The sequence below is a fragment of the Blautia sp. 1001283B150304_161114_C9 genome, assembly GCF_015668165.1.
GTDB classification, from domain to species: domain Bacteria; phylum Bacillota; class Clostridia; order Lachnospirales; family Lachnospiraceae; genus Blautia_A; species Blautia_A wexlerae.
In genome coordinates this window covers 14101-26684 of record NZ_JADPGO010000004.1, presented here as the reverse complement: position 1 = coordinate 26684, position 12584 = coordinate 14101, and the positions used below count along the sequence as shown (strand labels likewise).

The 12584-nt window shown below is 41.9% G+C and carries 10 protein-coding genes; 9 read left to right on the top strand and 1 reads right to left on the bottom strand.

Annotation, left to right across the window (positions count from 1 at the left end; genetic code table 11):
* Nucleotides 1-54: 54 nt before the first annotated feature.
* The 6 genes from I4V44_RS03015 to I4V44_RS02990 all read left to right on the top strand — a co-directional run bounded on the left by I4V44_RS03015 (nucleotide 55) and on the right by I4V44_RS02990 (nucleotide 6714).
* Nucleotides 55-684 (top strand): MBL fold metallo-hydrolase, encoded by a 630-nt coding sequence (locus I4V44_RS03015; protein WP_196002307.1) that lies wholly within the window; start codon nucleotides 55-57, stop codon nucleotides 682-684.
* A complete protein-coding gene (hemZ, locus tag I4V44_RS03010) occupies nucleotides 656-2191 on the top strand; it encodes a coproporphyrinogen dehydrogenase HemZ (RefSeq protein ID WP_196002306.1) in 1536 nt (511 codons plus the stop codon). The genes I4V44_RS03015 and hemZ overlap by 29 nt, the downstream gene beginning before the upstream one ends.
* Before the next feature lie 17 nt (nucleotides 2192-2208).
* Nucleotides 2209-2871, top strand: coding sequence for an HD-GYP domain-containing protein (locus I4V44_RS03005; protein WP_022380377.1), 663 nt, complete (start codon nucleotides 2209-2211; stop codon nucleotides 2869-2871).
* Nucleotides 2804-4060: a histidine--tRNA ligase gene (hisS, locus tag I4V44_RS03000; RefSeq protein ID WP_008703721.1), complete on the top strand. Its 1257-nt coding sequence runs from the start codon at nucleotides 2804-2806 to the stop codon at nucleotides 4058-4060. Before I4V44_RS03005 ends, hisS begins: the two co-directional genes overlap by 68 nt.
* Before the next feature lie 96 nt (nucleotides 4061-4156).
* The gene (aspS, locus tag I4V44_RS02995; protein WP_022380379.1) at nucleotides 4157-5953 is read left to right on the top strand and encodes an aspartate--tRNA ligase; all 1797 of its coding nucleotides are present in this window, start codon (nucleotides 4157-4159) and stop codon (nucleotides 5951-5953) included.
* Between the two features lie 2 nt (nucleotides 5954-5955).
* On the top strand, nucleotides 5956-6714 hold the full coding sequence (locus tag I4V44_RS02990) for a sulfite exporter TauE/SafE family protein (RefSeq protein WP_008703716.1): 759 nt from the start codon (nucleotides 5956-5958) through the stop codon (nucleotides 6712-6714).
* A 167-nt stretch (nucleotides 6715-6881) separates the two neighbouring features.
* On the opposite strand, the gene I4V44_RS02985 is transcribed toward I4V44_RS02990, so the two are convergent.
* A complete protein-coding gene (locus I4V44_RS02985) occupies nucleotides 6882-8093 on the bottom strand; it encodes a hypothetical protein (protein WP_025578890.1) in 1212 nt (403 codons plus the stop codon).
* Nucleotides 8094-8376: 283 nt separating this feature from the next.
* On the opposite strand from I4V44_RS02985, the gene I4V44_RS02980 reads away from it, so the two are divergent.
* From I4V44_RS02980 to I4V44_RS02970, 3 genes are read left to right on the top strand one after another with little or no spacing between them, the layout of a single operon-like run.
* A complete protein-coding gene (locus I4V44_RS02980; RefSeq protein WP_196002305.1) occupies nucleotides 8377-9873 on the top strand; it encodes an efflux RND transporter periplasmic adaptor subunit in 1497 nt (498 codons plus the stop codon).
* Nucleotides 9870-10541: an ABC transporter ATP-binding protein gene (locus I4V44_RS02975; protein ID WP_026648793.1), complete on the top strand. Its 672-nt coding sequence runs from the start codon at nucleotides 9870-9872 to the stop codon at nucleotides 10539-10541. Before I4V44_RS02980 ends, I4V44_RS02975 begins: the two co-directional genes overlap by 4 nt.
* Nucleotides 10542-10546: 5 nt before the next feature.
* On the top strand, nucleotides 10547-12571 hold the full coding sequence (locus I4V44_RS02970) for a hypothetical protein (protein WP_196002304.1): 2025 nt from the start codon (nucleotides 10547-10549) through the stop codon (nucleotides 12569-12571).
* Nucleotides 12572-12584 lie beyond the last annotated feature (13 nt).

Below are 12584 nucleotides of genomic sequence, written 5' to 3'. Positions count from 1 at the left end.
ATCTGCTGGAACATTATTTTATGGAACTGCTGCAGATTGACAGAAAGGAATAACATGAAGAATTTAGAATTACAGAAATGTATATTAGGACCTGTATATACAAATTGCTATCTCCTTAAGAATATAGAAACCGGAGAACTGATCATTGTTGATCCCGCAGATTGTCCGGAGAAGATTGAAATGAAGATTTCCCGGATGAATGGAAAACCGGTGGCGATTCTTCTTACCCATGGACATTTTGACCACATTCTGGCTGCACAGGCAGTAAAGGAGAAATATAATATTTCGATTTATGCCTGTCGTCAGGAAGAGGAGATGCTCCGCGAACCTTCGATCAATATGACTGTACATTATGGACAGGGATGTTCTATTGTGCCGGATGTATTTCTGGAGGATCTGGATGTTATCAGACTGGCGGGATTTTCCGTTCAGATGATCCATACACCGGGACATACCAAAGGAAGCTGCTGTTATTATCTGAAAGATGAAGGTGTATTGTTCAGCGGTGATACAGTGTTCTATGGCTCTGTTGGAAGAACGGATTTTCCGGGTGGAAGTACAGCAGAAATCGTGAGAAGTCTCCATAAACTGGTAGATTCGCTTCCTGAAGAGACCGAGGTTTTCCCCGGACATGATGCATCTACCACTATTGGTTATGAAAAGAGGTATAATCCATTTGTGTAAAATAGGCATTCTGTTTGAGAACAGAGATTTTGAACATGATGTTTATGAACTGATCAAAGCGTTTTATCCCGAAGCGGAGATACATACTCTTTATGAAAATGCTGAAGCAGAGTATGACCTCCGCTTCAGTGTGGAACAGGATAATGACAGTTATATCATAAAATACGAAAGGACAGAGAATCTGTCGAAACAGGAAACAGAGCAAAAAGGGGTAATTTCCGCAGACATACTTTCTAAAGAGAATGCAGGCTGTGGAATACAGGATGCTCATGCTCTGAGAAAAGAGAATAAAGATAATATCAAATATGCTCTGTATCAGTTGTTGGTAAAACTGACGGGCAGAACTCTTCCATGGGGAAATCTGACAGGAATACGTCCTGCCAAACTGGCAATGGGAATGATCGAATCCGGAATGAAAAATACGGAAGCAGCCCGGGAGATGCGTGAGAGATATCTGGTAAGCCCGCAGAAAACAGCGCTTGCCATCACTATTGCAAACAGGGAAAGAGAGATTCTGAAGGATATTGACTATGAAAATGGATATAGCCTTTATATTGGAATCCCGTTTTGCCCAAGTATCTGTCTGTATTGTTCCTTCAGCTCCTATCCGCTGAAAGTGTGGGAGAAGAGAACAGATGAATATGTGGAAGCTCTCTGCCGGGAGGTAAGAGAGACTGCTCTTATGATGAAGGGAAGAAAACTGGACACCATCTATATTGGCGGCGGTACCCCGACTACACTGCTTCCACATCAGATCCGTAAGCTCCTGGATACAGTGGGAGAAGCTTTTGGCTATGAAGGACTGGCAGAGTTTACTGTGGAAGCCGGCAGACCGGACAGTATCACACATGAAAAACTGATGGCGATCAGGGAGTATCCGGTAACAAGAATTTCCGTAAATCCACAGACTATGAATCAGGAAACCCTGGATATTATCGGCCGCAGACATACTGTGGAGCAGACAAAAGAAGCGTTTCATCTGGCACGAGAGCTGGGATACGATAACATTAACATGGATCTGATCGTAGGTCTTCCGGGTGAGGATATTCACATGGTAGAGCGGACTCTTGAACAGGTTCGTGAACTGGCACCGGACAGTATTACCGTACATTCACTGGCAGTGAAACGTGCAGCAAGGCTGAATACTTTTAAAGAGAAATATCAGGAAATGTCTTTTGAGAATAATCAGGAAATTATGGATCTGACCATGAAAACTGCGTATGAAATGGGAATGGGTCCTTATTATCTGTACAGACAGAAGAATATGAAGGGAAATTTTGAAAATGTTGGCTATGCAAAGGTTGACAAAGCGGGAATTTACAATATACTGATTATGGAGGAAAAACAGCCTATCATCGCACTGGGGGCAGGCGGTTCTTCCAAGCTGGTCTTTGACCATGGACAGAGAATTGAACGTGTGGAGAATGTAAAAGACGTTTCTAATTATATTTCCCGCATTGATGAGATGATCGAGAGAAAACGGACAGCAATAGCTACCTGGCTGTAGGATGTGGAGGTAACATTTTGGACACAGTACAAAAGACAGCGGCAGGTTCACAGCAGAGGATCCTGGAATTTGACCTTGCTTCTGAACTGCATCATGGAATGTTGGTAAGTAATCTGGCTTATGCGGTTGCAGAGGAGATGGGACTGCCGCATGAACAGTGCTATGAGCTTGCAATAGCAGGAATGCTCCATGATATAGGAAAGCTGAAGCTGACAAGTTATATTAACGGACAGGAGCAGGATCCTCTGGTGATCGAGGAACTGAAGTATGTCCGGATGCATTCTACATTGGGATATGAGGAACTTAAAGGGCAGGGATATTCGGATTTTGTATTGGAGAGTATCCTGTACCATCATGAGAATTATGATGGCAGTGGATATCCGTCCAATAAAGCAGGTGATGACATACCCATAGGTGCCCGGATACTCAGAGTCTGCGATGTATATGCAGCATTGATCTCTGACAGACCATACAGAAGAGGATTTGATATTTCTTCAGTTATGGAGTTGATGATTGATGAAGTAAAAAATTTTGATATGCAGGTTTTTCTTGCGTTTCAGAGAGTGGTTCATAATGGAGACGGGCAGAATTTTTATAAAAGAGGAGGACAACATGGCATTAAAGAAGAAACCGGTAACCGGTATGAAGGACATTTTACCAAAAGAGATGGAAATCCGTAATTATGTGATGAACATGATTCGTGAAACATACGGAACATTTGGCTTTTCATCTATAGAGACACCATGTGTGGAACATATTGAAAATCTTTCCAGTAAACAGGGCGGAGAGAATGAGAAACTTATTTTCAAGATCCTGAAACGTGGGGAGAAACTGAAACTTGCGGAAGCAGAGAAAGAAAGTGATCTGGTTGACTCCGGACTTCGCTACGATCTGACTGTGCCGCTTTCCAGATATTATTCCAACAACGCAAATGAGCTTCCGGCTCCTTTTAAGGCACTTCAGATGGGTAATGTGTGGAGAGCAGACAGACCGCAGAGAGGACGTTTCCGTCAGTTTATGCAGTGTGATATTGATATTCTGGGTGAGCCTACTTATCTGGCTGAGATCGAACTGGTTCTTGCTACCACAACGTTGCTCGGAAAGCTGGATTTCCACAACTTTACGATTCGCATCAATGACAGAAAAATCTTAAAAGCGATGGCGCAGTACAGCGGATTCCCACAGGAAAGCTTTGACACTGTGTTTATCATTCTGGACAAGATGGACAAGATTGGTCTGGAAGGTGTTGCAGAAGAACTGGAGAAGGAAGGATTTGCAAAAGAGAGCATTGATACTTATCTTGGACTTTTCAAAGAGATCACTTCTGACATTGAGGGTGTCCGTTATTGCAAGGAGAAATTAAAAGATGTTCTGGATCCTAAGGTTGCCGAGGACCTTGAAACAATCATTTCTACTGTAGATTCTGTTAAGACAGCAGATTTTAAGATGTCTTTCGATCCGACTTTGGTACGTGGAATGTCTTATTATACAGGACCGATTTTTGAAATCTCTATGGATGAGTTTGGCGGCAGCGTAGGCGGCGGTGGACGCTATGATGAGATGATCGGTAAATTTACAGGAAACAATACATCTGCCTGCGGATTTTCAATTGGATTCGAGAGAATCGTAATGCTTCTTCTTGAGAGAAATTATGAAATCCCGACAAAGAATGGTAAGAAAGCATATCTTATCGAGAAGAATATGCCGGCAGACAAGATGCTGACGATTCTGAAACAGGCTCAGGAAGAGCGTAATGCCGGAACACAGATCAATATTTCTATTATGAAGAAGAATAAGAAATTCCAGAAAGATCAGATGACAGCAGAGGGCTATACAGAGTTTGTAGAATTCTTTAAAGACAGAATGTAATAATTCGTAACTGTTCAGCAACATTGCGAGATAGCAGACTGCCGGATAGTTACAACAATTCTTATAATATAGAAAGCATGAAAAGAGGAAAGAAACATGGCTGAAAGTATGCAGGGACTGCACAGAACATGCCGATGTGCAGAAGTAACAAAGGAAATGATCGGCAAAGAAGTTGTCCTTATGGGATGGGTTCAGAAAGCCCGCGATAAAGGCGGAATTATTTTCGTAGATTTAAGAGACCGTTCTGGTATCATGCAGCTGATTTTTGAGAATGGCAGCATTGATGAAGAAGGTTTTGCAAAAGCAGGTAAGCTGAGAAGTGAATTCGTAATCGCTGTTACCGGTGTGGTAGAAGAAAGAGGCGGCGCTGTTAACAAGAATCTTGCAACAGGTGAAATTGAGCTTCGCGTAAAATCCCTTCGTGTTCTGTCTGAAGCAGAGGTACCTCCGTTCCCAATTGAAGAGAACAGCAAGACAAAAGATGAAATCCGTCTGAAATATCGTTATCTTGACTTAAGAAGACCTGACCTTCAGAAGAATATTATGCTTAAGAGCAAAGTCATGATGCTTACAAGACAGTTCTTCGCAAAAGAAGGATTCCTTGAAATTGAAACTCCGATGCTTGGTAAGAGTACACCGGAAGGTGCAAGAGATTATCTGGTACCGTCTCGTGTTCATCCGGGACATTTCTATGGTCTGCCACAGTCTCCGCAGCTGTACAAACAGCTTCTGATGTGCTCTGGTTATGACCGTTATATCCAGATTGCAAGATGTTTCCGTGACGAAGACCTTCGTGCGGACAGACAGCCGGAATTTACCCAGATCGATATGGAACTCTCTTTTGTAGATGTTGATGACGTAATTGATGTAAATGAGAGATTCCTTGCTTATCTGTTCAAGGAAGTACTTGATATTGATGTAAAACTTCCAATCCAGCGTATCACATGGCAGGAAGCTATGGACAGATTTGGTTCTGATAAACCGGATATGCGTTTCGGAATGGAACTTCATGATGTAAGTGATGTAGTTAAAAACTGTGGATTCAGCGTGTTTACTTCTGCGTTGGAAAATGGCGGCAGTGTTCGTGGTATCAATGCAGAAGGACAGGGCGCTATGCCACGTAAGAAAATTGACAAACTGGTTGAGTTTGCCAAAGGTTACGGTGCAAAAGGCCTTGCATACATTGCAATCGCTGAAGATGGCACAAGAAAATCTTCTTTTGCTAAATTCATGACAGATGAAGAGATGGATGCTCTGGTAGCAGCTATGGATGGTAAAGCAGGAGACTTACTTCTGTTTGCAGCAGATAAGAAGAAACTGGTTTATGATGTACTTGGCGCACTTCGTCTGGAACTTGCAAAGCAGATGGATCTTCTTGATAAGAATGAGTATCGTTTCGTATGGGTAACAGAGTTCCCGCTTCTTGAATGGAGTGAAGAAGAGAATCGTTTCACAGCAATGCATCATCCATTTACCATGCTTATGGAAGAGGACCTTCCACTTCTGGATACAGATCCTGGAAAAGTTCGTGCAAAAGCATATGATATCGTATTAAACGGTAATGAAATTGGTGGAGGAAGTGTCAGAATCCATCAGGATGATATTCAGGAGAGAATGTTTGAAGCACTTGGATTCACAAAAGAAGCTGCTCACGAGCAGTTCGGATTCCTTCTGGACGCATTCAAATATGGAGTTCCGCCTCACGCCGGACTGGCATACGGACTTGACCGTCTGGTAATGCTTATGGCGAAAGTTGACAGCATCCGTGACGTAATCGCATTCCCGAAGGTTAAAGATGCTTCCTGTCTGATGACTCAGTCTCCGAGCCGCGTAAGCGAGGAGCAGTTAAAAGAACTGGAACTGGAAGTAAGACCGGAGGAAGTAACTGAATAAGGATGGAGCTTACAATTCAGACGTTTTTGATTGTATGCCCGTTGGTATTCCTTGCAGGATTAGTTGATTCTATCGCAGGCGGGGGTGGTTTGATCTCCCTGCCTGCGTATCTGCTTGCAGGGGTTCCGATGCACAATGCGATAGCAACGAATAAATTATCCTCGGCAACTGGGACAGCGATTTCAACAGCACGTTTATGTAAGAATAAATTTGTAGACTGGGGAGTTGCGCTGCCATGTATTTCCATGGCTCTTGTCGGTTCTTTTGCAGGCGCTCATATTGCGCTTCTTGCCAGTGACAAGATATTAAAATGGATGCTGATTCCAGTACTTCCTATTGTTGCGTTTTATGTAATGAAGAAGAAAAATCTGGATGATAACAGCAATGTAGAGATTTCCAGAAAGAAACAGTGGATTTTGTGTGCGGTGTGTTCTCTGGCTGTTGGCTGCTACGATGGCTTTTATGGGCCGGGAACTGGTACGTTTCTGCTTATTTTATATACAGGAGTAGCAAAACTTCCCGTAGCGAAAGCTTCCGGAACTATGAAACTTGCAAATCTTTCTTCTAATATAATGGCATTAGTTGTTTTTTTATTTAGTGGAAAGATTGTCATATATCTTGGACTTGCAGCTTCTGTTTTTTCCATTGCAGGGCATTATGTAGGATCTGGAATGGTAATGAAAAATGGAAATAAAATCGTAAGACCGATTATTCTGATCGTTCTGGTTTTACTGTTTATCAAAATTATAACGGGGATGTAAAAAGAATAAGACAAAGATTAAAAAGACCACCATATCATAGAATGATTCGGGAAAGGAACATTTCTGTGATATGGTGGCCTTTTTAGTTGTTTAACCAAACTGCGAAGCAGTTATTTGGTTATGAGCAAGTAGCGGAAGCGGATTGCGAATATCCGATTGACTAATCGTTAATTGGAACTGCTTTCAGTAGAAGTATTATCATCTGTCTGCTTATCTGTATCGGCAGAAATATTTTCATCCTCAGAATCAGAAGTCTCGAGAGGAGAATCTGTCAAAGTACCGAAAATAGCATTTCCCAAAGTATTTCCCTCATCCTGAAGTTTCCAGGATACCCCATCATTGATTAGAACAAAATCTACATCATTGACGGTAGTAACGGTATTATCATTGATGCTGTTCAGAAGAATTTCGAAAGATTTCTCGTATCGTTTCTGGGAGCCATCGATAACTGCGTCAGCAGAAGCCAGATATTTATCAAGCTTTTCCTGATAATCAGCCAGGATCGAATCACTGTCAAAGGTTGTAATTTCAGTTGTAACAGTGGCATTGTATCCATTTTCACTGCTGGATTTAATGACATAATTAAAATTTTTATGAATCTGTTCGGCAAGTGCTGAGGCAATGGAATTTTTTGCAGTATCGGATGTATTCATGATATTTACTACACCCAGATAAGATGTCATTTCTTTCAAATCCAGTTTCTGTAGAGTGTCAAGATAGACGGTCAGGGTATCTTCCGGTGAAAGGATATCCGGATCTGCCAGATCAGCTATAAGACCGCCGACAAGGTCATCTTCCAGAGAATTGGTACGCTGGATCTTCCATTTTTCCTTTTTATCATTGCCTGTATTGACAAGCTGTATGTTACAGTCTGTCTCAGCTGTATCATAGTCATTTGTGTTTAAAAGATGATTCAGGATCAGATAATGAGCCTCAAGAGATCTGGAAGAATCTTTGATATTTCCTTTTTGTGCCTGGGCTGACTCTGTGATCTGTGTCCGGAGAAGTTCTGCTTTAAAATCTCTGGCAAGAACTTTGGAATCGATTGTGGTCAGTTTGACAGAAACAGTGGCAGAATGATTGGCTGTGCCGACGATGACATCCGAAATTTTGTAATTAAATTTCCGGAAAAAGAGAGAAAAGGTTTCATTGATTTCATCAGTTAAATCAGTATTCTCTGTGGCATCGGGGAACAGCTCTGTATAGGGTATGTATTTTTGCGTAGTTTCTGAATCGAGATTTTTTAACTGATCCAGTTCATTTCTGACTACACTCTTTACATCTGACTCATTTTTGCGGAAACAGCCGCTACTTACAGATACAGCAAAAAGAAAAAATAAGACAGAGAAAAGAAGAATCAGGTGTTTGTTTATATTCATACGTGTTCTTTCCTTTCACAGTGCTTTCTGTGCAACTGTTTGACAGTTACTTTTCTGTTTATTTTAACAGATTTTGTACTGACTGTCAAAAAAGTGAAAAAGATGAACGAAATTCATAAAAAAAACGTGAAAAAATTGTGAAAAATGTTGCCATTTGATTACAAAGCTTTTATTTTAAGGCAGAATCTGCTATGATAGGAAAGTGAATAATAATGATATAAAAAAGCAGTAGTGTATAATAGATGTTAGCCTGAACAAGGTGATAATATCAAGGAGGCAACTTATGAAGAAGCGTATTATTATCGTTTTGGGAATCCTGATCGCAGCAGGTGGTATCGGAACCGGTGTCTGGTATCACTTTTACGGAAACACTCAGGGAAAAACCGGAGATTCAATCGTATATGTATCTAAGGTCAGTGTGATCAGCGGAACGGAAACGGCTGCAGTCAATCGTTTTGCAGGTGTGGTAGAACCGCAGAAAACTGTAAACGTAAAAATAGAAAGTGGACGTAAAGTAAAGGAAGTAGAGGTAAAGACAGGGGAAGAAGTCAAGGCAGGACAACTTCTATTTGAATATGATCTCAGCAGTATTGAAGATGACCTGAAACAGGCACAGCTTGACCTGGACAGACTGAAAAATGAACAGATCAGCCTGACAGAACAGATTTCCACCCTTGAAGCGGAAAAGAAAAAAGCAAAGGCAGATGATCAGCTTTCTTATACAATTGAAATTGAAACAAATAAGATGAATCTTAAGAAAAATGAATACAGCCAGAAGAGTAAACAGGCTGAGATTGACAAGCTGCAGAGTGCCACACAGAATACAGAAGTGAGAAGTGAAATAGATGGTGTGATCCAGAAAATTGATACATCAAAGATGACAAGTGATGACGGTGATTCTGTGGATGACAGCAGTACAATGGACAGTATGTCATCAAATGATGATGGTTCAGACAGCTCTGCATTTATCACGATTCTCAGTACAGGTGCTTACAGAGTAAAAGGTAAGGTCAATGAACAGAACAGAGATTCTGTTGTGCCGGGAGAGTCTGTGATCATCAGATCCAGAGTGGACAGCAGTAAAACCTGGAAAGGAACCATGGGTTCCATTGATATGAATAACGGAACTTCGGACAGCGACAGCAGTGATATGAATATGGGAATGTCCAGCACCGGTTCAGATGATCAGACTTCTTCTACGTCCTATCCTTTTTATGTGGAACTGGATTCGTCAGAGGATCTTATGCTTGGACAGCATGTATATATAGAGCGTGATATGGGACAGGATGATAAAAAAGATGGTCTGTGGCTCAGCGATTATTATATTCTGGATACAGATACCAATGAACCATATGTCTGGGCAGCGAATGACAAAAATCGACTGGAAAAACGATATGTGACTCTCGGAAAACATGATGACAGTCTTGGAGAATATGAGATTGTTGACGGTCTGACAAAGAAAGATGCGATTGCATTTCCGACAGATTCTCTGGAAGAGGGTGAGAAGACAGAAGTAGGAGATCTTGCGCAGACGATGAGCGGAGGAGCAGACGGTATTACTGATATGGATGCTGATTATGGAAATATGGATGACGCACAGATTGATTCCACAGATATGGAATCCGGCGCAGACAGCTTTACAGAGCCGGATATGGAGGAAGATTCCGCAGACACAGCAGATGACAGTTCAGAAGATATGATCGATCCGAATGAAGAACTTGTGCCAATTGATGAAGCACCTGGTATGAGTGCAGACGGCAATGTGGAGGGAATCGAATGATACTGGAATTGAAAGGCATATATAAAGAATATCAGCAGGGGAAAATGAAGGTTCCAGTGTTAAAAAATGTAGACTTTTCTATGGAAGAGGGAGAATATGTCGCAATCATGGGACCGTCCGGTTCGGGAAAAACTACTTTGATGAACATTATCGGATGTCTGGACAAACAGACAGAGGGAACTTTCTTTCTGGATGGCGTGGATATTAAGGCGTGTTCGGAGAATGAAATGTCGGATATCCGGCTGAATAAGATAGGGTTTGTTTTTCAGAGCTTTCATCTTCTCCCTAAGCAGAGTGCTCTGGCAAATGTTGAGATGCCATTAAATTATGCGAGAGTACCTAAGAAGGAGAGAAGAGAACGCGCTCTGAAGGCACTTGACAGAGTGGGCCTGGCGGACAGAGTGGATTTTAAGCCAAATCAGCTTTCAGGAGGTCAGATGCAGAGGGTTGCCATTGCCAGGGCGATCGTCAATAACCCGAAACTTCTTCTTGCAGATGAACCTACAGGTGCTCTTGACAGTAAATCAGGTGCGCAGGTTATGGAACTTTTCCAGAGGCTGAATGATGAGGGGGTATCTGTATTGATGATCACCCATGATGCGGATATTGCTGCACATGCGAAAAGGGTGGTTACGATCAAAGATGGTATCCTTCAGGAAAAGAGGTGATCTTCATGGGCAAAGTAAAGAAAATCCTCGCAGGAGTGCTTGTGGTGGTAATCGCAGGAAGCGGAATTACAGCGGGATTGATGCAGCTGAAGAAAAACAGCCAGAAAACAGTGGCGGTTACTCCTGTGAGCGGATTACTGCAGGAATTTTATACACCTTCCACCACGCTTGACGGAACCATTACATCCAGTGCAACACAGACAGTAAACGGTGATAAAGACCTGATCATTGATCAGATTTATGTGACAAAGGGAGATGCCGTAAAAAAAGGGGATCATCTGGTTTCTTTTGATACTACTCTGGTGGAAATGGAACTGAATATAGCAAAGCTGAAAAAACAGAAATTGGAGCAGGATTTAAATAAAGCAGTGAACAGACTGAACAGCCTTCAGAATGGCGGGCCTGTAGAGGAAACAGATGCGGGTACAGATGCCGATGACCTGAATTCAACAACAGGAAGCACTAATAATGATACAGGTGATGATGATATGACACCGGATGATACTTTGTCATCCGCAACAGATATGTCCGGTAATTATCTGGCAGCAGCCATGCATCCGTTTTTGTTATCTGCTTTTACAGATGGAGATGCAGTGGATAATGCGGGCTCAGACAATTCTTCATCCAAGGCAGATTTACCGGGAGATGATGCTTCAACAGATACCGGAAATACAGGCGGTTCATCAGACGGAACATCTGCGGATAATGATACTCCGGTATATTCGGATCCCTCAGCGAATGGATTCAGTGACGGAGAGAAGGATGATTTTAATTCAGGAAAAAATGATACACCGGAATTATCACCAACGCCAACGCCAACACTGGATGATCGTACCACATATTTTGATCCTTATTACCGAAAAGGTGATCCGAATATCACAGATGGTGACGAGCCGTTTTATCAAAAACTGGATGCAGATTCCGTTCCGTTTACTGGCAGTGGCACAGAGGATGATCCATATGTATATCTGTGCAGCAGTGCAAAAGAGAAAGTTACTGTGATGGGATCATTTTTTAATAAACTTGCAGGATACAGTTCTGATGGAACAAAAATTGTTCATCAGGGAGGTTACTGGTACCGTCTGGAGTTTCATCAGAATGATACCATAGAAGATTATGATAATCTGAAAACATCCTGTACAGGTTATTATCTGGTAAACGGAAGTCTTCTGGAGAAACCGGTGTATGAATTTGCAGAAGTGGAATTCACACTGTCAGATGCAGATAAATACGACGAGAATCCGGATGATGGAGGCGATGATAATCCGGACGGTGGTGATGATGAACCTACCGGAACTCCTGTTTCCAGAGCAGATGCCATCAAGTATCAGAAGAGTAAGATTGCCAGCCTGAAACTGGACCTTCAGGAAAGCGATATCAAAATATCACAGTTGGAAAAGAAAGCGAATAAAAAGCTTATCAGTGCAAAATTGGATGGTACGGTTACTTATGTGGGAAATTCCGGAGGTGGTGAGACAACGGAAGGGAAAGCCCTGATTAAAGTAAAGAGCAGTGATGGTTTTTATGTGATCGGTTCTGTCAGTGAACTGATGCTGGATGATATCAAAGAAGGCACAAAACTTGATTGCACAAGTTATACCAGTGGATCTTTTGAAGCAGAAGTTATGGATGTCTCAGAGTATCCTGTAACCGGAAACAGCTTCTATGGCAGCAGCAATCCAAATGTGTCTTATTATGCATTTACAGCAGTGGTAAGTGACAAGACACTTCAGCTGGAAGATCAGGACTGGGTTACTGTCAATTATGAAGCATCTGCTACAGAGAACAGTATGGTTATCCAGAAGGCTTTTGTCAGAAATGATAATAATAAAAACTATGTGTATAAAGATGATAATGGTATCCTGAAGAAACAGGAGATTTCTGCAGGTGCAACTGTGGACAGCGGTTACAGTGTGATTGTCAAAGGTGGGCTCAGTGAAGATGATCTGATTGCATTTCCTTATGGAAAAGATGTGAAAGAGGGCGCAAAGACAAAAGAAGTTACTCTGGATCAGATGTATGGATATTAATTGAGAAAGGAGA